Origin of the sequence: Arhodomonas aquaeolei DSM 8974 (assembly GCF_000374645.1) — a bacterium.
Classification (GTDB): domain Bacteria; phylum Pseudomonadota; class Gammaproteobacteria; order Nitrococcales; family Nitrococcaceae; genus Arhodomonas; species Arhodomonas aquaeolei.
Map to the genome: position 1 here is coordinate 194,866 of NZ_KB894802.1, position 21,990 is coordinate 216,855.

Genomic DNA, 21,990 nt, shown 5'->3' on the forward strand with positions numbered 1-21,990 from the left:
GGCCCGGGATGTCGGCTGCCGGGAGCAGCCGACCTGCGTGACGTCATGGCCCGCCGCGGGTGGCGGCCGTGCCGGCATGCTGCGCGGGCTGCTCGCCTGCCTGTTGGTGGCGCTGTTCCTCGTCGGCTGCGCGAGCACGCCACGCACACCGCCGGAGCCGTTGCCCCAGCCCAAGCTCTATGAGCCGGAGCAGCAGGACAATGGCGCGATTTACCAGCCAGGGCTGGATACGCGGCTGTTCGAGAACCGCGTCGCCCATCGCGTCGGCGACATCGTGACGGTGCGGCTCGAGGAGGAGACCGACGCGAGCAAGAACGCCAACATGGCGCTCGGCCGCAGCTCCAGCTACAGCATGCCGTCGCCGACCCTCGCGGGGAAGACGCCCACGGTCGACGGCAATCCGCTGTCGTTTGATGTGCAGAGCGAGCAGGACTTCGACGGCGGCGGCTCCGCGTCCCAGAGCAACGCCCTGTCGGGCACGGTGACGGCCACCGTCGTCCGCGTGCAGCGCAACGGCAATCTCGTCATCCGGGGGCAGAAGCAGATCACGCTGAACCGGGGCGAGGAGTACGTCACCATCTCCGGGGTGGTCCGGCCGGACGACATTGATGCACAGAACACCGTCTCCTCCACCCGCGTCGCCAACGCCCGGGTCAGCTACACCGGTTCCGGTGCGCTGGCGTCGAGCAGTCGCATGGGCTGGCTGGGACGCTTCTTCCTGAGTGTGGTCTGGCCGTTCTGAGGGCATGAACATGACACGCACGCGACTCATTCTCCTCGTGCTCACCGCGCTGATGCTCGCCGTGCCGCCGGCCTGGTCGGAACGGATCAAGGACCTCGCCTCCGTGCAGGGGGTACGTGAGAACCAGCTCGTCGGCTACGGCCTCGTGGTCGGCCTCAACGGCAGCGGCGACCGCACGAGCCAGACCCCGTTCACCGTGCAGAGCATCAAGTCGATGCTCGCCAGCCAGGGCGTGACCCTGCCGGCGGACCAGAACCTGCAGGTCGAGAACGTCGCGGCGGTGATGGTCAGCGCCGAGCTCCCGCCCTTCGTCAAGCCGGGCCAGCGCATCGACGTCACGGTCTCCTCCATCGGCAATGCCGACAGCCTGCGTGGCGGCAGCCTGCTGATGACCCCGCTCAAGGGCGCGGACGGCCGCGTCTACGCCATGGCCCAGGGCAATCTCCTCGTCGGAGGCTTCAGCGCCGGCGGCAACGACGGCTCCAACGTCACCGTCAATATCCCGACCAGCGGCCGGGTCCCCAACGGCGCCACCGTCGAACGCACGGTGCCGGACAGCTTCGGCAAGGGTCGCACGGTGATGCTCAACCTCCACACCCCGGACTTCACCACCGCCAAACGTGTCGCTGCCAAGGTCAATGGCAAGCTCGGCGACGGCACCGCCAGCGCCATGGACGCCGCCACCGTGAGCGTGCGTGCCCCTGCGAACCGGGACTCCCGGGTGAGTTTCGTCTCCTTCCTTGAGAACCTGGAGATCGACCCCGGCGAGGCGCCGGCCAAGGTGATCATCAATTCGCGCACCGGTACCGTGGTGATCGGCAACCAGGTCGAGGTGCGCGCCGCGGCGGTGAGTCATGGCAGTCTGACCGTCACCATCACCGAGAATCCCCAGGTCAGCCAGCCCGAGCCCCTCTCTCAGGGGCAGACCACGGTCACACCGAACAGCGGGGTACAGGTCGATCAGGAGAACAACCCCATGTTCCTGTTCGGCCCCGGCACCCAGCTCTCGGAGATCGTCAATGCCGTCAACCGCGTGGGTGCCTCTCCCAGCGACCTGGTCGCCATCCTCCAGGCACTGCGCAAGGCCGGCGCCCTGCGTGCCGAGCTGATAGTGATCTGAGGCCGTCGCCATGCGTGCCGATGGACTGGGAGGCTACAACGCCGTCAACTCCGGCGACCTGACGCGTTTGCGCCGGGACGCCCGTTCCGGCGGGGAGGACGCCGTCCGGCAGGTGGCGAAGCAGTTCGAGTCGCTGTTCGTGCAGATGATGCTCAAGGGCATGCGCGATGCCTCCATCGGTGACGGTGGGATGTTCTCCAATAACGCCACGCGCCAGTACCAGCAGCTCTTCGACAAGCAGGTGGCGATGCAGACCGCCGACGGTCAGGGCTTCGGTATCGCCGCCATGGTCGAGCGCCAGATGCGGGGCCAGGCCGAGGGCGGCGCGGGCGCGGTTAACGGGACGTCACTGGCGGATTACCGGCAGCGGGCCGTACCCGCCGCTGCCCCGCCGACCGGCTGGGCGGCCGCCGGGGCGGATGCCGCCGCTTCCGGGAGCGGCACCGCCGGGCAGACCGACGAGAGCGTCGGGGCAACGGACAGCGCTGACGGTGGCGGACGCTGGGAGAGCCCCCAGGCCTTTGTCGAGGACGTCCTCCCCGCGGCCCGGCGTACCGCGGAGCGCCTTGGCGTCCCCCCCGAGGCCCTGGTGGCCCAGGCGGCCCTCGAGACGGGCTGGGGGGCGAGAACCCTGCAGGCCGCTGACGGCAGTCCGAGCTTCAACATGTTCAACATCAAGGCCCACGGCTGGCAGGGCGCCCGGGTGCGGGTGCCGACGCTGGAATACCGCGACGGCGCGGCGGTGCGCGAGCAGGCCGAGTTCCGCGCCTACCGCTCGGTTGACGAGGCCTTTGCAGACTATGCGGACTTCCTGCAGAGCAATCCCCGCTATCGCGACGCGTTGAACGCGGGCGACGACGATCCCGCCGGATTCGCCGACGCCCTGGAGGACGCCGGCTACGCGACGGACCCGCGTTATTCGGAAAAACTGCGCCGGATCCTTGACGGTCCCACCCTCCGGGACACGATGGCGGGTCTCAAGGATTCCGGCGAACGGTCGACAACCTGACATGTACCCCGCGTGAGCGCGCGAGGGGCCCGACGAGGGAACCGGTATGGGTGTATTCGAAAACGGTGTCTCCGCGCTGCAGGCCCTGCAGCGCGCGATGAACACCACCTCGCACAACATCTCCAACGTCAACACCGACGGTTACAGCCGTCAGCGCACGGAGTTCACCACCCGTACGCCCCTTGGTGCGGGCAACGGCTTCTCCGGCAGCGGCGTGGAGGTGGAGACCGTGCGCCGGATCTTCGACCAGACCCGGGAGACCTCGGTACAGCGCAACACGTCCGAGTACCAGCGCCTGGAGACCCTGGCCAACAGCGCCGGGCGCATCGACGACATGCTCGGCGACGAATCCTCGGGGATCTCCAGCGCCCTGCAGGATTTCTACGGCGCGGTCCAGGATGTCGCCGCGGATCCATCGTCCGCGACCAGTCGGGATACGCTGCTCACGCAGGCGCGCAACCTCTCCAGCCGTTTCCGCGGCGTCGGTGAGCAGCTCCGCGGTTTCAATGACGACGTCAATACCCAGCTCAAGGGCAAGACCGCCGAGGTGAACCAGCTCGCGGGCTCGATTGCGGACCTCAACCAGGAGATCTCGGTACAGAGCGGGCGCTTCGGCGAGCCGCCGAACGACCTGCTCGACCAGCGTGACCAGCTCGTCCGCGAGCTCTCCGGACTCGTGGACACCCGCACGGTGGAGGCGAGCGACGGTTCGCTGAACGTTTTCGTGGGCACCGGCCAGACACTGGTTTCCGGATTCAGCAACTCCGAGCTGACCACCGTCCGTCCCGACGGTGACCCGACTCGGCTGAACGTTGCGATCACCACCCGCTCCGGCGGTACCACCGACATTTCCCGCCAGATAGGCGGTGGCGAGATCGGCGGTCTGCTCGACTATCGCGAGAATGTACTCAACCCGACCCGCGAGGAGATCGACCGCATGGCCGCCGGCCTGGCGCAGACGTTCAATGCCCAGCATCGCGACGGCCTGCAGTTCGGAGGCGGCAACGAAGGGGGCCTCGGCGGCGACCTGTTCTCGCTGGGCGGGCCCGGCAGCGTCGCCGATGGTGCCACCGTTGACAGCGGATTTGCGGCCTTCGACCCCGAGAGCGAACCGGCCCTGAACGGGGTGCGCCTGACCTTCGACCAGGCGAGCTCGCAGTGGACTGCGGAGAACGTCGCCACCGGCGACACGCAGACGTTTCAGGACAATGACCAGGTCGTCTCGTTTGCCGGAATGAACCTGGACATGGGTAAGGTTTCCGGTGCCTCCGATGGTGCGACCATCAGCGTCGATCCACTGCAGGACGCCGCGACAGGCATGCGGGTCGCCATCGACCGGCCCAGCCAGGTCGCTGTCGCCGCCCCGCTGCGGGTGGGCGAGGTCAGCGGCAACGACGGTGATGCGGCTGTCGACGATTTCAGCGTCGACAGCATCGACGGTCTGCCGTCGGGCGGGCCGGCCTACCGGCTGGAATACACCGACAGCCTGCCCGGTGGTGGCACGGGCTACGAGCTGGTGGACGGCGGCGGCAACGCGGTGAACGATGGCGCCGGCAACCCGGTTACGATCGCCTACGATCCCGCGACTGACGCCGCGGGCAAGGCGTTCTCGGTGGACGTCGCGCTCGGCGGTGGCAATACTGCCACCGTCTCGGGCGCGTTGAGCGGCCGTCCCGAGGTCGGCGACGCGTTCACCCTGGAGCGCAATACCGGCGCCGTGGGTGACAGCAGCAATGCCGTGGCCCTCGGCGACATCGCCGAGCAGGGCGTGTTCGACGGCGGTGACACGACCCTGCAGGAATTCTATGCCGGGCTGGTCGGCGAGGTCGGCACGAAGACCCTGCAGGCGCAGACCGGCCGCGATGCCCAGGAATCCGTGCTGGAGCAGGCGAGGGCCGCCCGTGACGAGGTCTCCGGCGTGAACCTCGATGAGGAGGCGGCGGACCTCATGCGCTTCCAGCAGGCCTACCAGGCCGCCGCACAGTCCATCTCCATCGCCCGCACCACCTTCGACGCGCTGCTGTCGGCGACACGAGGCTGATCATGGTCCGCATCTCTACCAACCAGTATCACCAGACCGCCCTCAATGCGCTGCTTGACCAGCAGAACACCCTCTCGAAGGTCCAGGAGCAGATTGCCTCGGGCAAGCGCATACTCAGCCCGTCGGACGACCCGTCCGGTGCGGCGCGGGTCCTGGAGCTCGCCCAGAGCATCGAGAGCACGGAGCGTTACAACCGCAACATCGATGCTGCCGAGTCGCGGATGGGGCTGGAGGAGTCGACCCTGAACGAGGTCAGCTCGACTCTCCAGCGGGTGCGCGAGCTCGCCGTTCAGGCGAAGAACGACAGCAATACGGCGGAGGACCGCAAGAAGATCGCCGCCGAGGTCCGCGAGCAGTGGAAGCACCTCGTTCAGCTTGGCAACACCACCGACGGCAATGGCGAATACCTTTTCGCCGGTGCCCAGAGCGGTACCCGCCCGTTCCAGACGCAGGCGGACGATACCGTCCAGTATGCCGGTGGCCAGACCGCCCGCCGTCTGCAGGTGGGAGCCGGCCGGAGCATGGAGACGACCCATACCGGTTATGAGACCTTCATGGACATGCCGGCCAGCTACGAGGTGACGGCCACTACAGGAAGCACCGGTACGGCCACGGCGGCAGTGGCGGTCAACACGTCGGTCACCCAGCGCGAGGACGTCTCCGGCTACGAGGTCCGGTTCACGGAAACCGCCGACGGCGGGTTCGACTATGCGGTCGTCGACGACAGCGGCAACGCGGTTACCGACAGCGACGGCAACGCCATAACCGGGCGTTACGAGGCCGGCCGGAGCATCCAGCTCCCAGAACAGGGCGTGGAGCTGACCCTGCACGGCCAGCCGGCGGACGGCGATGCGCTCACCATTCAGGCGGACAGCGATCGCTCGATGTTCGATGCGGTCGAGCGGTTCGCGAGCGCGCTGGAAAACGCCAGCGACACGGAGCAGGGGCGGAGTGCGTTCCAGGCCGCCGGCGACCGGGCGCTCGCGGAAGTCGACGCCGGTCTGGAGAACGTCGAGCGGATCCGCGCCGAGGTGGGCGGCCGGCTGAACGGCCTGGACAGCGAGCGCAATGCCAACGAGGCCGCGGCGCTGGAGCTCAAGAGCGCGCGCAGTACGATCCAGGACCTGGATTACGCCAGCGCCATCTCCGAGTTCTCACGACGCCTTACCGGCATGCAGGCAGCCCAGCAGAGTTACTCCAAGATCCAGGGCATGAGCCTGTTCAACTACCTGTAAGCCCGCATAAGACCCCATTCCGGTAGCTCGTGCACGGCGACCGGCCGTGTGCGGCTCCGTCCGCCACCCCCGGTAGGTCGTGCACGGCCGCCAGGCCGTGTGCGACATCCCGCCTACCGGGGCGAGAACGTCGCACGCCTTCGGCGCACGACCTACCATATCCGGCGGGCTATACACGGCGAGCGGCGGTGTGCCACGCGCCCGCTGCGCCGGGCCCGAAAACGCTCACCGCCGGCGTTCGCCACCCCAGCCGGTAGGTCGTGCACGGCCGCGAGGCCGTGTGCGACATCCCGCCTACCGGGGCGAGAACGTCGCACGCCTTCGGCGCACGACCTACCCATCCGGCGGGCTATGCACGGCGAGCGGACGTGGGCGGCTGCTCCGTCCGCCAACATCGGTAGGTCGTGCACGGCCAAAGGCCGTGTGCGACATCCCCCGTCGGGCGCGCCTCCAACCGCCTGCGACATGGCACCTGCAACCCCACCACTCACTCACGCCCGACATGCGGTGGTAGGGACGGCACCTGCTCGCCCCAATACGGCGGGTACACACCCGCGCGTACCAGTCGATGAAAACTCGACCACGGCCACGCCGCCGGACAGGCCACGAGGCCGTGGCGAACCGGATTGTAATGGACATAATCGAGGTGGTTGCGGAAGTCAGCCTCGTCGCGGATACAGTGCTCCCAGAACCTCGGTTGCCAGATGCGTCCGCGCTGCGCGCCCGCCGTCACGGCCCGTTTGATCAGGCTCCAGCGGGTGGCGAAATCGGCATCGTCCGGTGGCAACGTCCACACGCAGTGAAGATGGTCCGGCAGCAGCGTGATCGCCTCCATGCGAAACGGCCGGCGCTCGCGCGTTCCGCGGATCGCGGCACCGAGCAGGGCGCGGATGCCCGCGTCGCACAGCACGGCCCGCCGCCGGTAGGTCACAACGGTAAAGAAATAGGAACCACCCGGTATCCATGGGCGTCGGTATCGCATCCCTGCGTTCCCCGATGATCGATTCGTGTCGTTCGACCATCGTGGATCGCACTCGCGGTTGCAAGGAACGGTATCCGGCACGAGAACGTCGCACGCCTTCGGCGCACGACCTACCATATCCGGCGGGCTATACACGGCGAGCGGCGGTGTGCCACGCGCCCGCTGCGCTGGCCCGAAAACGCACACCGCCGGCGTTCGCCACCCCAGCCGGTAGGTCGTGCACGGCCGCGAGGCCGTGTGCGACATCCCATCCCTCTCCGAAAGCCACGCGCAAAGGCACGCCAACGCCCGCCTATTCGAACGCCAGCGCCTCCCCCAGCCCGTTGATCAGCGGCTTGAGGTGCTTCTTGTAGTGCCGCCAGCGCTGCTTGGACTTCGTGTAGATCGGCTGGCGGACCTGGTCGTAGCTCGCCGTCAGGGTGCGTACGCCGGAGCGCGTGTGGTCCAGGCAGGCGTCGTCCCACGGCAGGTCACAGAACTCGAGCATCCGGCGGATTTCCAGCTCCGGGTCACTGACCAGGCGCTCGTAGTGCAGCTCGTGGATCGACAGCGGCAACGCCTCCCGCCAGTAGGCCATCAGGCGCCGGTAGTGGCGGTAGTAATGGGCCAGGTTGTCCTGGTCGTAGGCGAACTGCAGGCCCGAGGCGGCGAAGTTCTGGAAATAGCAGGACAGGCAGGTGTCCAGCGGGTTCCGGTTGCAGTGGATGATCCGCGCGTTGGGGAACAGCAGCGCGATCAGGCCGAGATGCATGAAGTTCTGCGGCATCTTGTCGGTGACCCGCAGTGTCTCGTCCGGCGCCAGCTCAGCGAGGAAGTCCAGGTACTGCCCGGCGGCCTTCGCCGCGGACTCCCGGGTGAGCTCCGGCACGCACTCCGGGTAGGGGGTGGTGACGTCCATGAGATCCGGCAGGGCGTTGGCGATGCTCTGGATCTCGCGTAGCTCGCCGGCGGCGGTGACGCCGGGGTGGCTGGCGATGACCTGCTCGGTGAGGCTGGTGCCGGAGCGGGGCATGCCGACGATGAAGATTGGTCGCCGGGAGTCGCTGCCGATACCCGACAGGCGCTCGAACAGCGCCTTCGTGAAGGTCGTGGTCACCGCGTCGAACTGCTTTTCCGCGAACGCCCGGTCGTAGGTCCGGGGCTTGATCTCGTTGCCGCGCCGGAAGAAGTCGAAGGCCCGGTCGTAGTCGCCGATGTCGTCGTAGAGCTGCCCCGCGGTGAAGTAGAGGCCGTAGTGCGAGCGGCTGGCGAGCCTGCCGGACATGGCGCGGTCGACGATCTCCGCGGCCTGCTTCTGTTCGCCCATCCGGCGGGCGAGGGTGAGATAGGCCCCCAGGGTACCCGGGGCCACGGTGGCGTTGTTCTCGATCAGCGGCCGGACCAGCTCGAAGGCCTCGGCCTTGCGGCCGCTGCGTTCCAGCACCCGGGCCTTGATGCTGACGAGCTGGTCGTCGCCGGGTTTGAGTGCCAGTGCCCGTTCGATCGCATCCTGCGCCTGGTCCCACTCCCCCTGGCCGGCCAGGATCTCCGCCATCAGTCCCAGCCCCGCGGTGTCCTCGGGGGCCAGCGCGATCGCCTTGCGAGCCTCTCGGTAGGCCTGTTCGTGGCCGCCGGAGTGGGCGAGGCACTCAGCGAGCAGCCGGTGGAAGCGTGCCTCGCCGGGGGCGTAACGCACCAGGCGCTTCGCCCAGGCCAGCGCTTCCTGCGGGCGCGCCAGCGCCACGAGGGTGGAGGCCAGTGCGAAGAGTCCGAGGACGTGGCGGTTGTCGAGGTTGACTGCTGCCCGCGCGATGTTCTCCGCCGAATCGTGCTGGCCGATCTCCAGCAGCGCCTCGGCGAGGTTGGCGAAGGCGTCCGGATCCCGCGGGGCCGCGACCACGGCGCGGTTGAGCACCTCGGTGGCCTGGGCGTATTCGCGGCGCGCCTTATGGATAATGCCGATGTTGAGCAGGGCCTTGGCGCAGTGTTCGTCGTGCGCCAGCGCCTGCTCGAATACGGCCCGGGCCTCGTCCAGACGCCTCTCGCCGTACAGGGCGGTGCCCTGATTGCAGAGGAAGACCGTATCGCCGGGGGCGAGCTCGACGGCCATGCCGAAGAGCTGGCCGGCCACGTCGTGCTGGCCGATCCGCATCGCGAGCAGACCCAGGCCGTTGTAGGCGTCGGCGTTCTCGGGATCGTCCGCGAGGACTGCGCGGTAGCCCGCCTCGGCCTCCTGCAGGCGTCCGGCGCCCTGGTGCAGGTCGGCCAGCTCCAGGCGCTCGTTGTCCGTGCCGGCGTTAGTCATGTCTGTCGTTCCACCTGTTTGTCCGTCCACGCGGGAGTGTCGCATCCACGGCGCCTGCCGCCCAGCGGGCCCCGCCATGGCGCCTCCCGCGGCCCGTACGGGGCATTGCAAGGGGCATGCCGTCGCCGATTGGATAATCTCTTGTGGTCAGGGGGTAAAGTCCTTCGCGGGGGTGCCGATAGAGGGTTTGAAGGCGGCCATCAGTGCATCAGACAGGCCGGTCGCCGAAGCGCAATCCGGGGCTCCGGACTATCTGGCAAGGAGACTGAGCAATGGCACAGGTCATCAACACCAACATCGCGTCGCTGAATTCCCAGCGGCACCTGAACAACACCCAGGACACCATGCGTACGGCCATGGAGCGTCTCTCCTCGGGTCTGCGCATCAACAGCGCCAAGGACGACGCGGCGGGGCTTGCGATCTCCAATCGCATGACCGCCCAGATCAACGGCATGGACCAGGCGGCACGTAACGCCAATGACGGCATCTCCCTGGCGCAGACCGGCGAGGGCGCGCTCCAGCAGATGACCAACAACCTCCAGCGCATGCGTGAGCTGGCGGTGCAGTCGCGTAACGCCACCAACGCCACCCAGGACCGGGAGTCGCTGGACGCCGAGTTCCAGCAGCTGCTCTCCGAGAACGACCGTCTGGCCAAGACCACGGCGTTCAACGGCCGTAATATCCTCGACGGCAGCCTCGGCACCGAGGAGTTCCAGGTGGGCGCCAACGTCGGCGAGACCATCTCCGTGGACGTCAGCTCCAGCATGCGGACGAACTCCATCGGTAATCACGCCACGGCGGACTACGCGCTGAACGACTACTCCGCTTCCACCAGCGCGCCGTCGAACAGCAACGATTTCTTCCTCGACAGCTCCGGCGATCTGGCGATCAACGGTGTCAACGTGGCGTCCGTCAGCTCCGCGCTGACCTCCGACGAGATGAGCGCGGGCCGCGGCGCCAACTCCGCCTATGGTATCGCCGAGGCGATCAACCTGGGCACCGAGGACCACGGCGTGACCGCAACGGCAGAGGCGGCGCAGACCACCCTGAGCTTCAGCGAGCTGAGCTTTGGTGACAGCACCAACACGTCCGAGACCTACACCCTCGAGATCAACGGCAAGACCATCACCCAGCAGACCGAGGGCAGCGTGGACGTGAGCAGCGCCGAGGCGCTGGCCACCCAGATCAACAACGCCTCCAACGAGACCGGCGTGGGTGCGCGGGTGGACGGTTCCGGCAAGCTGGTGCTGAGCGCGGAGGATGGCCGCAACATCGAGATCAAGGAGTCCGTGGGCAGCTCGGCCAGTGTCGGCGGCTTCTTCGGCAACACCGGAATTACGGCGACCGGCGGTGAGTACACGGTCTACAAGGGCAGCGTGCGCCTCGATTCCGACAACCAGATCTCCGTGGCCAACAACGACGGCGAGTCGCAGTCGTTCAGCACGGTCGCCGCCACTGCGACCGACACCACGGGCACCAAGGCCCTGTCCGCTTCGGACATCCTGACCGCCGCGAACTCGGATGCGGCGCTCCAGCGCATCGACTCCGCGCTCTCGGACGTCGACTCGCTCCGGGGTACCTTCGGTGCCATCCAGAGCCGCTTCGAGTCCACGGTCTCGAGCCTCGAGACCAGCTCGGAGAACCTCTCGGCCGCGCGCAGCCGCATTCAGGACGCGGACTTTGCCGCCGAGACGGCCAAGCTGTCCAAGGCCCAGGTGCTCCAGCAGGCGGGTACGTCGATGCTGGCCCAGGCCAACCAGCAGCCGCAGTCGGTGCTGAGCCTGCTGCAGTAAGGCAGGCGGATGGCGGCGCCCTGACCCGGGGCGCCGCCGCTTACCGGGTGGTGAGAGGGTCCGGAAATGGCAACCGTTCAGAATGTTTCACAGGGGCTTTCTCAGGTGGTGCCCCCCACCACTGAGGCCGATGGCCGCTCAATGTCTCGATCAACGGTGCAGCAGCAGCGCACGGGGGACCAGCCCCGCACCTCGGCGATACAGGACTCGGAGCGCCCGGCCCTGGGCGGCGAGGGTGAACGCAAGGCGGCGGAGCAGCTCGTGGAGCAGCTGCGCGAGCGCTTCGAGCGCTATGACCATAACCTGCAGTTCTCCGTGGACGATGCCACCGGACGCAGCGTGGTGAAGGTGGTGGACGGCCGTACCGACGAGGTGATCCGGCAGATTCCGCCCGAGGATATCCTCGAGTTGGCGCGTTTCATGCACAAGTTGAGCGACGAAGACGGCGGCGCACTGTTCCGGACCGAGGCGTGACGGACGGTTCGCCGGCGGCGGTCAATCGGTAAGAGGTCAGCCCCATGTCAACGCTCACCAGCCTGGGAATCGGCTCCGGCCTGGACATCAACCAGACAGTTTCCGATCTCGTGTCCGCCGAGCGCGAGCCGGCCGAGTCGCGGCTCTCCTCGAAAGAGGAGACCTATCAGACCAAGCTCTCGGCCTATGGCGCGCTGAAATCGGCCCTGTCGAGCTTCAGCGATAGCATCCAGGGGCTGCAGAAGGTCGATACCTTCGGGCAGCGAAGCGCGAGCTCATCGGATTCCGAGGTGTTCACTGCCTCGGCGGATTCGACCGCGCAGACCGGATCCTACTCCATCGAGGTCACGAAGATGGCGAGCCCGCAGAAGCTCGCCAGTGCCGGCGACATGGGATGGAGTGAGGACTCTACCGTCGGCACGGGCACGCTGAGTATCGGTGTCGGTGGTTCCTCGTTCGACGTCAAGATCGGCAGCGGCGACAACACCCTGGCCGGCATTCGGGACGCCATCAACGACGCCGACGGCGGCGTGACCGCAAGCATCATCAACGTCGACGACAGCAGCGGCAACACCGAATCGCGCCTGGTACTCACCGCGGACGACCCGGGTACCGAGAACACGATTACCGTCGGCGTCAGTGGTGACGGAGACGGCGACGACACGGACGCCGCCGGCCTGTCGGCACTGCGTTATGACTCCGGCGTGAGCAACCTCACCGAGACCCAGACCGCCGAGGACGCGGTGATCCAGGTGGATGGTCAGACCGCGACGCGTTCGAGCAACAGCATCGACGACGTGATCCCCGGTGTGACCATCGACCTGGCGTCCTCTGCGCCGGGCGAGACCCAGACACTCACCGTGGGCCGTGACGACAGCGGCGTTAAGTCCGCGCTGGAGGATATGGTCAAGGGCTACAACACCCTGATGCAGACCATCAGCCAGCTGACCAGCTACGACAAGGCCAGTGGCGAGGCCTCTGTGCTGCTTGGGGATGCCACCGCCCGCGGGCTGCAGACGCAGGTCCGCCAGGGCGTGACCAGTCCCGTCGAGGGTGTCGAGGGCGATCTCCGCAGCCTCGCGGATCTCGGCCTGGGGGTTGGTCGCGACGGCCAGCTGAGTATCGACGAGGAGCGTCTCAACGCCGCCCTGGAGGACAATCCGAAAGGTGTCGCGGAGCTGTTCACGGCGGATTCCGGCGGGGTCGCGGGCCGGCTGGAGGAGATCGCCGATTCGTATCTCGGCGATAACGGGCTCATCAGCAGCCGCACCGACGGGCTGCAGGACCGGCTCGATCGTATCGCCGACCAGCGCGACGACCTGGACCGGCGCATGTCCAACCTCCAGCAGCGGTATCTCGACCAGTTTATTGCCATGGACCAGATCGTCTCGGACATGGACAGCATGCAGAGCCAGCTGACCCAGGGGCTGAAGAGCCTGCCGGGCTACATCAGCACCAACGGGGACAACTAGCGCCGACTGGCGTTCGTTTGAAACAGACGCCCCGGAGCGGGGCACACGGGGTACGACAGAGGTAGCGGCAGATGACTTACGGCGTTAACGCCTACCAGCAGGTGGATCGCAGCGGTGCGAACTACGCTGATCCCTGGCAGCTGACAGCGATGCTGTTCAACGGTGGTCTGGAGCGTGTAGCCCAGGCCCGCGGCGCGATGGAGCGTGGCGATGTCGCGGTGAAGGGCGAGCGTATCGGCAAGGCGATCGGGATCCTCGACGGTCTGCGAGCCAGTCTGAATCATGAAGAGGGTGGAGAGCTGGCGAGCAACCTGGATTCGCTGTACGAGTATATGCAGCGGCGCCTGGTGGCGGCCAACGCGCATAATGACTTGACGGCGCTGGACGAGGTCGCGACCCTGCTCCGCGAGATCAAGGAAGGCTGGGACGGAATCCCGGCAGAGGCACGCAATGCCCCCGGACAGCAAAACGCCCAGGCCGGTGGCGCCGTCTGACGGCGATGCCGCCGCGGCCGCGGAGCGCGAACGCATCGCGCGGCGGCTGCTGGCGCTCACCCGTGAGATGCGCACCTTCGGTGAGGCGGGTGACTGGGTCGGCTTTGCCGAACGCGAGGCTGAACGCCAGGAGCTTTCCCGCGAGCTCTTTGCCACCCCGGTTCCCCACGATGCCGCCCCGGTGGTCGCGGACTGCGTCCGCCGGGTGCTTGAGCTCGACGAGTCGCTGATCGAGCTCGCCCGTGCCCACCGCGACGAGGCCGCCCGCATGCTGGAGGAGTCCCAGCGCGGGCGCCAGGCGGCCGACGCCTACCGCCGCTTTTCCCGCTGAGCCCCAAGAGACGTTGCCCGCCTTCGGGAACCGCGGGTAGGTCGTGCACGGCCGCAGGCCGTGTGCGAGAGCTCCCGCCGACGCGCGACACGGCGCTACTCGAGACGTCGCACGCCTTCGGTGCACGACCTACCGAACCGTCCGGTAGGTCGTGCACGGCCGTGAGGCCGTGTGCGACAGCTCCCGCCGATGCGCGACACGGCGCTACCCGAGACGTCGCACGCCTTCGGCGCACGACCTACCGAACCGTCCGGTAGGCCGTGTGCGACAGCTCCCGCCGACGCGCGACACGGCACCAACGGAGGCGGCGCACGACCGGGGTGTCAGGGCGTCGACACCTGGTGACGGTGCGTCCTTTGATCGTCGGTTCATTGACGCCGGGTTCTCGAACTGCTGAACTCTAGCCCCGGGTGAGAACCGGCGCACACAAGAAGGCGGACGTGTCTCACCCCGGAAGAACAACAAGGCCGCCTGAGGGGGTGGCCCTTCTGATGAACGGGGCAATGCAATGGCGAATGTTCTGGTGCTCGACGCGGACGCCGAGCGGGCTGCTGGCGTCTGCGCTGTCGTGGAATTCGTCGGGCACACGGCGCGCTGTGTGGCCCATCCGGCGGAGTTCGACGGCGTGCTCGGTGAGGTCGATCCCGCGCTGTGCCTTGTCGTCGGGGGCGACGATTCAGGGGCCGAGCTGCTGAACGCGCAGTGGGAGCGCCTGCCCGGCGTGCCGGCCTACCTGGTCGGGGTGGAGCGGGGCAGTGCGCTGAGCCGTGGTGCCAATGTGGTCGGTACCCTGCAATTGCCATTGCGCCGCCAGGAGTTCCAGTCGGCGATGCAGAAGGTCCTCGGCCAGCCCGCGAGACCCGCCGAGGGAGCGCGGGATGCGGTGCCGCGGCTCGTCGGCGAGAGCCGGACCATGCAGCGCGTCGGGCGGCTTATCGAGCAGGTCGCCGCGAGCGAGGCCAGCGTTCTGGTCCTCGGCGAGTCCGGCACCGGCAAGGAGGTGGTGGCGCAGCAGATCCACGCCCAGTCCGGGCGGGCTGACAAGCCGTTTGTACCCGTCAACTGCGGCGCTATTCCCGCGGACCTGCTGGAGAGCGAGCTCTTCGGTCACGAGAAAGGTGCGTTTACCGGTGCTATCTCGGCGCGCCAGGGCCGTTTCGAGCTCGCCCAGGGGGGCACGCTGTTCCTCGACGAGATCGGCGACATGAGCCTGCACATGCAGGTCAAGCTCCTCCGCGTGCTTCAGGAGCGCACCTTCGAACGGGTGGGCTCCAATCGCAGCATCGAGGCGGACGTGCGTATCATCGCGGCCACCCACCGTGATCTGGAGCGGCGGATCGCCGACGGCGAGTTCCGCGAGGATCTCTACTATCGCCTCAATGTCTTCCCCATCGAGCTGCCGGCGTTGCGGCGCCGGGTCGCCGACATCCCGGTGCTGGTGGACGAGATCGTGCGCCGGATCGAGAGTGACGGCCGGGGCTCCGTGTCGTTCAGTCCGCGTGCGCTGGCGCTGTTCGCGCGCTATCACTGGCCGGGCAACGTCCGCGAGCTCGCCAACCTGGTCGAGCGCATGGCTATCCTCCACCCGTGGCAGGAGGCGGATGTTGACGACCTGCCGGAACGCCTTCTCGAAGCGGTGGACGAGCACATCCCCGAGCCCGAGCCGGAAGCGGAGGCCGCGGCCGTGGAATCGGATGCTGCCGGGGGGGGCTGGCCGTCCCTGGATCCGGAGACCGGTATGGACCTCCGCGAGGTGCTCGGCGATCTGGAACAGCGTCTGATTCGTGACGCCCTGGATGCCACCGACGGCGTCGTGGCCCGTGCGGCGAAGCTGCTCAACCTGCGTCGCACGACCCTCGTGGAGAAGCTGCGCAAGTATGGTATCGACCGCGAGGACACCGCCTCGCGCCCGGCGTGACCGGGGTGTGGGGAGCAGGATGGCGTTTCGCGGATATCCCGGGCGGCGGGGGGTTGACCGAAGACGTCGCACACGGCCGTTGGCCGTGCCCGACCTACAAAGGTGGGTAGGTCGTGCGCCGCAGGCGTGCGACGTCTTTCGGGGCGCCCGAGCGGGGTCAGGGACGTCGCACACGGCTTGGCGGCCGTGCCCGACCTACAACGATGGGTAGGTCGTGCGCCGCAGGCGTGCGACGTCTTTCGGGGCGCCCGAGCGGGGTCAGGGATGTCGCACACGGCCTGGCGGCCGTGCCCGACCTACAACGGTGGGTAGGTCGTGCGCCGCAGGCGTGCGACGTCTTTCGGGGCGCCCGAGCGGGGTCAGGGATGTCGCACACGGCCTGGCGGCCGTGCCCGACCTACAACGATGGGTAGGTCGTGCGCCGAAGGCGTGCGACGACTTTCGGGGTGCCCGAGCGGGGTCAGGGACGTCGCACACGGCCTGGCGGCCGTGCCCGACCTACAACGATGGGTAGGTCGTGCGCCGCAGGCGTGCGACGTCTTTCGGGGCGCCTGAGCGGGGTTAGGGATGTCGCACACGGCCTGGCGGCCGTGTCCGGCCTACCCTTGGCGGCGGGAGCCACACCTTCTCCCCAACCCCTCTCCTGTGAAGGGAGAGGGGCACGGCGCGGTCGGCTTGGCCGGTAGGTCGGCTGCTCCTGGCAGCCGACAGGCCGGCTGTCGGCAGTTCCGGGCGGAGCCGTTGCGTCGGCCGGCGCCGGATTTGCCCGGCACGTGACGGGGGTTCTCGAAAGTGGGCACGGCCCTTGCAACACCGGGGCAGGTCCAATGCCCGTGGAGGGAATGAACATGGCCGACCCCAGTATCCAGCAGGTGCTCGCGCAGATGCGCACCCTGGCCTCGCAGGCCCAGCGCACACCGTCCAACGAGGCCGCGGCCACCGCGACCGGCACCGCCTCGTCGTCGCAGGGCTTCCAGGGGATGCTCACCGATGCGCTGCGTTCCGTGAACGACCTGCAGCAGACCGCGAGTCAGAAATCCGACACCTTCCTCCGGGGCGGCAACGTCTCGCTGGCAGAGGCAATGGTGGCGGGGCAGAAGTCGCGGGTGGCGTTCACTGCGGTCAAGGAGACCCGGACCCAGCTACTGGACGCATACCGCCAGATATCGCGGATGCAGGTGTAACTTAGGGCACGGCAATGGCGCAGGCGAGTCAGGCACTCACGACACAGCCCGGGCAGCAGCCCGCCACCGATACCGCCGGGTCGGGACCGCGGCGCGACGGTCAGGGGCGGCTCGGCCGGCTCATCAGCGAGTACCTGGGCGACCGGGTATTCCGTCAGCTCGCGCTGGTGCTTGGCCTGGCAGTGGCGATCGCCGCCGGTGTCGGCCTGGTGATGTGGGTGCAGGAGCCCATGTACCGGCCCCTGTTCTCGGATCTGCCCGCCGAGGACGCCAGTGCCGTGATGGACGCCCTGCAGACGGCGAACATCCCGTTCCAGGTGGACGAGAACAGCGGCGCCATCATGGTGCCGATGGATCGCATCTACGACGCGCGCATGACGCTCTCCGCCCAGGGCCTGCCGCAGACCGGTGGTGTGGGGTTCGAGAGCCTGCGCAAGGATCCGGGCTTCGGCACCAGCCGGTTCCTGCAGACGGCCCGGTTCCACAGGGCGCTGGAGACCGAGCTCGGCCGCACCATAACCAGCCTCAACGCCGTGCGCTCGGCGCGCGTGCATCTCGCCATCCCCGAGCGCTCGGCGTTCGTCAGCGAGGACCGCAAGCCCACCGCATCGGTAACCGTCACGCTATTTCCCGGCCGGTCGCTTAGCGACGGCCAGGTCCGGGCGGTGGTCAACCTCGTCGCCGGCGCGGTTCCCGAGCTCAGCGCCGAGCGTGTTTCAGTGGTCGATCAGGACGGCACGCTGCTCACCGAGCAGTCCGGGGGCAACGGTGCCGAGGCCAGCGGTGAGCAGCTCGCCCAGCAGCGGCGTATCGAGCGGAACTACGTCCAGCGCATTCGCGATCTGCTCGCGCCCATCGTGGGCCGGGACAAGGTGCGGGCGCAGGTGGATGCGCAGCTTGACTTTTCGGTCACCGAGCAGACCGAGGAGCGCTACGACCCGGATCAGACGGCGCTGCGCAGCGAGCAGATTTCCAATGATCGTTCCGTGCGCGGCGAGGGGCCGAACGGTGTCCCCGGTGCCCTGACCAATCAGCCGCCGGCGGGCGGCCAGTTGGCCCCTGTACAGCAGGGACAGCAGGGTCAACAGGGCGCGAACGCTCAGGGTCAGGGCGGCCAGGGCGGCCAGGGCGGCCAGGGCGGCCAGGGCGGTCAGGGCGGCGCCCAGACGCAGGTGGTGGACGCCAGCGAGAGCGCGACCCGCAACTACGAAGTCAGCCGGGTGGTCAGCCACCGCAAGGGCGAGGTGGGCACGATCCAGCGCCTCTCGGTGGCGGTGTTGCTGGACCAGCCGACCACGACCAATGATGCGGGTGAGACGGTGGCCGATCCGTTTTCCGCCGACCAGCTCGAGGAGATCCGCTCGCTGGTCCAGCGCGCTGTGGGCTTCAACCCCGGCAGGGGCGATACACTGGACGTGGTGAGCACGGAATTCCGTGCCCCGGTGGAGCAGGCGCCGGACGTGTCGCCGCCGCTCTGGGAGCAGCCCTGGGTATGGGAGCTCGGGCGGTTGCTGCTCGCGACCATCGTGGGGCTGGTGTTGATCCTGGCAGTGATTCGCCCGCTCATCCAGGGCCTGCTCGGACGCGACCGGCGCCGCGACGGTGAGGCGCGCGAGGACGGCGAGGCGGCAGCTCAGAGCGCGCAGCTCGAGGGGCAGGGTGCTGAGCAGGCGCAGCTTATGGCCGAGCGGGCCCAGCGACAGGTCGAGAGCGGCGGTGGCAGCCGGGGCAGCGAGGAGTACGAGCAGCGCGTGCAGGCGGCACGCGAGATGGCCAGTAGCGAGCCGGCACTGGCGGCGAACGTCATCAAGAGCTGGCTCAGTCCGGAAGGCAGCAGCGAGTAGCACGGCATGACGGGTGCGGAGCGCGCGGCGATATTTCTCATGACCCTCGGCGAGAACGAGGCGGCCGAGATCATGCAGCACCTGGGCCCGCGGGAAGTCCAGCAGCTGGGACTAGCCATGTCGAGCCTGGAAAACGTCTCCAAGGATCAGGTCAACAAGGTCCTCAACGACTTCGTCACCACCGTCGAGGAGCAGACGTCGCTGGGCATCGGCAACACCGACTACATCCGCTCGGTGCTGGTCAAGGCCCTGGGCGAGGACCGCGCCGGCAGCATCATCGACCGCATCCTCATGGGCGGCAACACCCGCGGCCTGGAGCAGCTCAAGTGGCTCGATCCACGCACGATCGCGGAGATGGTGCGCCTGGAACACCCGCAGATCATCGCCATCGTGCTTGCCTACCTGGACGCCGACCAGGCCGCGCAGGTGCTCGCGGAGCTGCCGGATCGTATCCGCCACGACATCGTCATGCGTATCGCCACCCTGGAGAGCATCCAGCCCGCCGCGCTGCAGGAGCTCGACGAGATCATGGAGCGTCAATTCTCCGGCAAGCAGCGGATCAAGTCGTCGTCCATCGGCGGGGCACAGTCGGCGGCGAACATCATGAACTACCTCGACTCCAGCGTTGAGAGCGACGTCATGGAGCATATCCAGACCGCCGACAGCGAGCTCGGCGACCAGATCCAGGACCTCATGTTCGTGTTCGACGACCTCGCCGACGTCGACGACCGCGGCGTGCAGCTGCTGCTGCGCGAGGTCGGCACGGACATCCTCGTGCTCGCGCTCAAGGGCGCGGACGACCGGGTCAAGGACAAGGTCATGCGCAACCTCTCCAAGCGCGCCGCCGAGATGCTCCAGGACGATCTCGAGGCCAAGGGGCCGGTGCGCGTCAGCGAGGTCGAGCAGGCGCAGAAGGAAATCCTTACCGTGGCGCGGCGGCTTGCCGATGAGGGCCAGATCATGCTCGGCGGCGGTGGGGAGTCCTTTGTATGAGCGAGCGTATCCGCCCGATCTGGGCCGAGGAGAACGACACGGGTGTCGCCAGTGCGTGGGAGATCCCCGATATGGCGGGCAACCGGCGCGACGAGGCCACCGAGCCGGCGCCGGAGATGCCGAGCGTCGAGGAGATCGAACGGATGCAGGCCGAGGCGCGTGCCGAGGCCGCGCGGGAGGGGCGCCGCGAAGGCTACGAAAAGGGCTTCGCCGAGGGCCGGCAGGCGGGCCTGGACCAGGGGCAGGCGGAGATCAAACGCCGTGCCGGCGAGCTCCAGGCCCTGCTCGATTCGCTCCAGGCCCCAGCCGCGGAGATGGACGCCGAGGTGGAGCAGGGGCTCGCCGAGCTCGCCCTGGCGGTGGCCCGGCAGGTCATCCGCCGGGAAATCGTCACCCAGCACGGCGAGATCGTCGGCGTGGTGCGCGAGGCGGTGGCGGAGCTGCCGCTGGACAACCGTGAGGTGCGCCTGAGGGTGCATCCGGACGATGCCGCCGTGCTCCGCGATGCCGGCGTCGAGGGTGAATGGCGGATCGTTGAGGATCCGTCGGTCAACCGGGGTGGCTGCCTGGTGGACAGCGGTGCTTCCCACGTGGACGCGCGGCTGGAGACCCGGATCGCCAACGTCGCGGCCTCGCTGCTCGGCGACGGCCGGGACGGTGACACGGCCGCGGAGGGCGGGGCGGATCCAGCCGGGGAGGCGGACGATGACTGAGGCCCGCCGCGTGGACTGGGCCGGGCGCCTCGCCGCCCGGCGCGACGGACTGCGGCGGCCGGACCCCGTCGTTGAGGGGCGGTTGCGCCGGATGATCGGACTCACCCTGGAGGCCGAGGGCTGCGAGGCCCCGGTGGGCTCGCGCTGCGAGATTTTCGGGCACGGCGATCACAGCGTTGAGGCGGAAGTGGTCGGCTTTGCCGAGGGGCGGCTGTTCCTGATGCCCACCGGCGCGCTCCACGGGGTGACCCCGAACGCACGGGTGCTCCCCCGTGAGGAGGCCCTCGCGGCGCACGTTGGTCCCGATCTGCTCGGGCGCGTGCTCGATGGCGGCGGTGAGCCGCTGGACGACCGTCCCGCGCCGGAGGCGCCGGCACGCATGCCCCTCGCCGGTCGCTCGATCAACCCGCTGGGGCGTGCCCCCATCCGTGAGCCCCTGGATGTGGGCATCCGCGCGATCAACGCGCTGCTTACCGTGGGCCAGGGCCAGCGTATGGGCCTGTTCGCGGGCAGCGGCGTGGGCAAGAGCGTGCTGCTCGGCATGATGACCCGCTACACCAACGCCGACGTCGTGGTGGTGGGGCTCATCGGCGAGCGCGGCCGGGAGGTCAAGGAGTTCATCGAGGACATCCTCGGCGAGGAAGGGCTGGCGCGCTCCGCGGTGGTGGCAGCGCCGGCGGACACCTCGCCGCTGATGCGCATGCACGGGGCCATGCTCGCCACCAGCATCGCCGAGTACTTCCGCGACCAGGGCCTGCGCGTGCTCCTGCTCATGGACTCGCTGACCCGCTACGCCCAGGCCCAGCGCGAGATCGGACTGGCCATCGGCGAGCCGCCGGCGACCAAGGGCTATCCACCGTCGGTGTTCGCGCGCCTGCCCCAGCTCGTCGAGCGCGCCGGCAACGCCGGTCGGGGCGAGGGTTCGATCACCGCCTTCTATACGGTGCTCACCGAGGGCGATGACCAGCAGGACCCGGTGGCCGATTCCGCCCGCGCGATCCTCGACGGGCACATCGTGCTCTCGCGCTCGCTCGCCGAGAGCGGCCACTACCCGGCCATCGACATCGAGGCGTCCGCGAGCCGGGCGATGCTCAACATCACCGACGACGCGCACGTACGCGCGAGTCAGCGCCTGCGGCGGCTCTATGCCACCTACCGGCGCAACGAGGACCTCATCAACGTCGGTGCCTACCAGCACGGCAGCGACGCGTCCGTGGACGAGGCGATCGCCTATCACTCGTCCATCATGCGGTTTCTCGGTCAGGATATCGGCGAGGCCGTTTCGTTCCGGGACGCCGTTGCCGAGCTGCACGACCTCATCGGCGAGGACACGGGGGCGAGTCTTGCCTAAGAGGGGATGC

At 68.3% G+C, this 21,990-nt stretch carries 18 protein-coding genes; 16 read left to right on the top strand and 2 right to left on the bottom strand.

The window, feature by feature from the left end:
• Positions 1-37 precede the first annotated feature (37 nt).
• From C516_RS0105465 to flgL, 5 genes are read left to right on the top strand one after another with little or no spacing between them, the layout of a single operon-like run.
• The gene (locus tag C516_RS0105465; RefSeq protein ID WP_245558743.1) at positions 38-742 is read left to right on the top strand and encodes a flagellar basal body L-ring protein FlgH; all 705 of its coding nucleotides are present in this window, start codon (positions 38-40) and stop codon (positions 740-742) included.
• 4 nt (positions 743-746) lie between these two features.
• A complete protein-coding gene (locus C516_RS0105470) occupies positions 747-1,862 on the top strand; it encodes a flagellar basal body P-ring protein FlgI (RefSeq protein WP_018717351.1) in 1,116 nt (371 codons plus the stop codon).
• A gap of 10 nt (positions 1,863-1,872) precedes the next feature.
• The gene (flgJ, locus tag C516_RS18660; protein ID WP_018717352.1) at positions 1,873-2,871 is read left to right on the top strand and encodes a flagellar assembly peptidoglycan hydrolase FlgJ; all 999 of its coding nucleotides are present in this window, start codon (positions 1,873-1,875) and stop codon (positions 2,869-2,871) included.
• A 46-nt stretch (positions 2,872-2,917) separates the two neighbouring features.
• Entirely contained in the window at positions 2,918-4,912 is a 1,995-nt protein-coding gene (gene flgK / locus C516_RS0105480) for a flagellar hook-associated protein FlgK (RefSeq protein ID WP_018717353.1), read from the top strand.
• A gap of 2 nt (positions 4,913-4,914) precedes the next feature.
• The gene (gene flgL / locus C516_RS0105485) at positions 4,915-6,147 is read left to right on the top strand and encodes a flagellar hook-associated protein FlgL (protein WP_018717354.1); all 1,233 of its coding nucleotides are present in this window, start codon (positions 4,915-4,917) and stop codon (positions 6,145-6,147) included.
• A 487-nt stretch (positions 6,148-6,634) separates the two neighbouring features.
• On the opposite strand, the gene C516_RS0105490 is transcribed toward flgL, so the two are convergent.
• Both C516_RS0105490 and C516_RS18665 read right to left on the bottom strand, forming a co-directional pair.
• On the bottom strand, positions 6,635-7,129 hold the full coding sequence (locus tag C516_RS0105490) for an REP-associated tyrosine transposase (protein ID WP_026320969.1): 495 nt from the start codon (positions 7,127-7,129) through the stop codon (positions 6,635-6,637).
• Positions 7,130-7,421: 292 nt separating this feature from the next.
• Positions 7,422-9,413, bottom strand: a complete 1,992-nt coding sequence (locus C516_RS18665) for a tetratricopeptide repeat-containing sulfotransferase family protein (protein ID WP_018717356.1) — start codon at positions 9,411-9,413, stop codon at positions 7,422-7,424.
• Positions 9,414-9,685: 272 nt separating this feature from the next.
• On the opposite strand from C516_RS18665, the gene C516_RS0105500 reads away from it, so the two are divergent.
• From C516_RS0105500 to fliI, 11 genes are all read left to right on the top strand, one after another.
• Complete coding sequence (locus tag C516_RS0105500) at positions 9,686-11,206, top strand: flagellin N-terminal helical domain-containing protein (RefSeq protein WP_018717357.1); 1,521 nt, start codon at positions 9,686-9,688, stop codon at positions 11,204-11,206.
• 141 nt (positions 11,207-11,347) lie between these two features.
• Positions 11,348-11,680, top strand: a complete 333-nt coding sequence (locus C516_RS20395) for a flagellar protein FlaG (RefSeq protein WP_084594097.1) — start codon at positions 11,348-11,350, stop codon at positions 11,678-11,680.
• Positions 11,681-11,724: 44 nt separating this feature from the next.
• Positions 11,725-13,152 carry a flagellar filament capping protein FliD gene (gene fliD, locus C516_RS0105510; protein WP_018717359.1) on the top strand — a complete coding sequence of 476 codons (1,428 nt, stop codon included), beginning with the start codon at positions 11,725-11,727 and terminating at the stop codon, positions 13,150-13,152.
• Between the two features lie 71 nt (positions 13,153-13,223).
• The gene (gene fliS / locus C516_RS0105515) at positions 13,224-13,646 is read left to right on the top strand and encodes a flagellar export chaperone FliS (protein WP_018717360.1); all 423 of its coding nucleotides are present in this window, start codon (positions 13,224-13,226) and stop codon (positions 13,644-13,646) included.
• Positions 13,633-13,977, top strand: a complete 345-nt coding sequence (locus C516_RS0105520) for a flagellar protein FliT (protein ID WP_018717361.1) — start codon at positions 13,633-13,635, stop codon at positions 13,975-13,977. Before fliS ends, C516_RS0105520 begins: the two co-directional genes overlap by 14 nt.
• 508 nt (positions 13,978-14,485) lie before the next feature.
• The gene (locus C516_RS0105525; RefSeq protein ID WP_018717362.1) at positions 14,486-15,895 is read left to right on the top strand and encodes a sigma-54 dependent transcriptional regulator; all 1,410 of its coding nucleotides are present in this window, start codon (positions 14,486-14,488) and stop codon (positions 15,893-15,895) included.
• 848 nt (positions 15,896-16,743) lie between these two features.
• Entirely contained in the window at positions 16,744-17,079 is a 336-nt protein-coding gene (gene fliE, locus C516_RS0105530) for a flagellar hook-basal body complex protein FliE (RefSeq protein ID WP_026320970.1), read from the top strand.
• Between the two features lie 14 nt (positions 17,080-17,093).
• Positions 17,094-18,923 (top strand): flagellar basal-body MS-ring/collar protein FliF, encoded by a 1,830-nt coding sequence (gene fliF / locus C516_RS18675; RefSeq protein ID WP_018717364.1) that lies wholly within the window; start codon positions 17,094-17,096, stop codon positions 18,921-18,923.
• Positions 18,924-18,929: 6 nt separating this feature from the next.
• Positions 18,930-19,916 (top strand): flagellar motor switch protein FliG, encoded by a 987-nt coding sequence (fliG, locus tag C516_RS0105540; protein ID WP_018717365.1) that lies wholly within the window; start codon positions 18,930-18,932, stop codon positions 19,914-19,916.
• Positions 19,913-20,629 (top strand): FliH/SctL family protein, encoded by a 717-nt coding sequence (locus tag C516_RS18680; RefSeq protein WP_018717366.1) that lies wholly within the window; start codon positions 19,913-19,915, stop codon positions 20,627-20,629. The genes fliG and C516_RS18680 overlap by 4 nt, the downstream gene beginning before the upstream one ends.
• Positions 20,622-21,980, top strand: a complete 1,359-nt coding sequence (gene fliI / locus C516_RS0105550) for a flagellar protein export ATPase FliI (protein WP_018717367.1) — start codon at positions 20,622-20,624, stop codon at positions 21,978-21,980. The genes C516_RS18680 and fliI overlap by 8 nt, the downstream gene beginning before the upstream one ends.
• Positions 21,981-21,990 lie beyond the last annotated feature (10 nt).

What these genes read in the sequence shown, in the direction of transcription:
- C516_RS0105470 (WP_018717351.1), top strand. Translation starts at nt 747, where the DNA reads ATGAACATGACACGCACGCGACTCATTCTCCTCGTGCTCACCGCGCTG.
- flgJ (WP_018717352.1), top strand. Translation starts at nt 1,873, where the DNA reads ATGCGTGCCGATGGACTGGGAGGCTACAACGCCGTCAACTCCGGCGAC.
- flgK (WP_018717353.1), top strand. Translation starts at nt 2,918, where the DNA reads ATGGGTGTATTCGAAAACGGTGTCTCCGCGCTGCAGGCCCTGCAGCGC.
- flgL (WP_018717354.1), top strand. Translation starts at nt 4,915, where the DNA reads ATGGTCCGCATCTCTACCAACCAGTATCACCAGACCGCCCTCAATGCG.
- C516_RS0105490 (WP_026320969.1), bottom strand. Translation starts at nt 7,129, where the DNA reads ATGCGATACCGACGCCCATGGATACCGGGTGGTTCCTATTTCTTTACC.
- C516_RS18665 (WP_018717356.1), bottom strand. Translation starts at nt 9,413, where the DNA reads ATGACTAACGCCGGCACGGACAACGAGCGCCTGGAGCTGGCCGACCTG.
- C516_RS0105500 (WP_018717357.1), top strand. Translation starts at nt 9,686, where the DNA reads ATGGCACAGGTCATCAACACCAACATCGCGTCGCTGAATTCCCAGCGG.
- C516_RS20395 (WP_084594097.1), top strand. Translation starts at nt 11,348, where the DNA reads ATGTCTCGATCAACGGTGCAGCAGCAGCGCACGGGGGACCAGCCCCGC.
- fliD (WP_018717359.1), top strand. Translation starts at nt 11,725, where the DNA reads ATGTCAACGCTCACCAGCCTGGGAATCGGCTCCGGCCTGGACATCAAC.
- fliS (WP_018717360.1), top strand. Translation starts at nt 13,224, where the DNA reads ATGACTTACGGCGTTAACGCCTACCAGCAGGTGGATCGCAGCGGTGCG.
- C516_RS0105525 (WP_018717362.1), top strand. Translation starts at nt 14,486, where the DNA reads ATGGCGAATGTTCTGGTGCTCGACGCGGACGCCGAGCGGGCTGCTGGC.
- fliE (WP_026320970.1), top strand. Translation starts at nt 16,744, where the DNA reads ATGGCCGACCCCAGTATCCAGCAGGTGCTCGCGCAGATGCGCACCCTG.
- fliF (WP_018717364.1), top strand. Translation starts at nt 17,094, where the DNA reads ATGGCGCAGGCGAGTCAGGCACTCACGACACAGCCCGGGCAGCAGCCC.
- fliG (WP_018717365.1), top strand. Translation starts at nt 18,930, where the DNA reads ATGACGGGTGCGGAGCGCGCGGCGATATTTCTCATGACCCTCGGCGAG.
- C516_RS18680 (WP_018717366.1), top strand. Translation starts at nt 19,913, where the DNA reads ATGAGCGAGCGTATCCGCCCGATCTGGGCCGAGGAGAACGACACGGGT.
- fliI (WP_018717367.1), top strand. Translation starts at nt 20,622, where the DNA reads ATGACTGAGGCCCGCCGCGTGGACTGGGCCGGGCGCCTCGCCGCCCGG.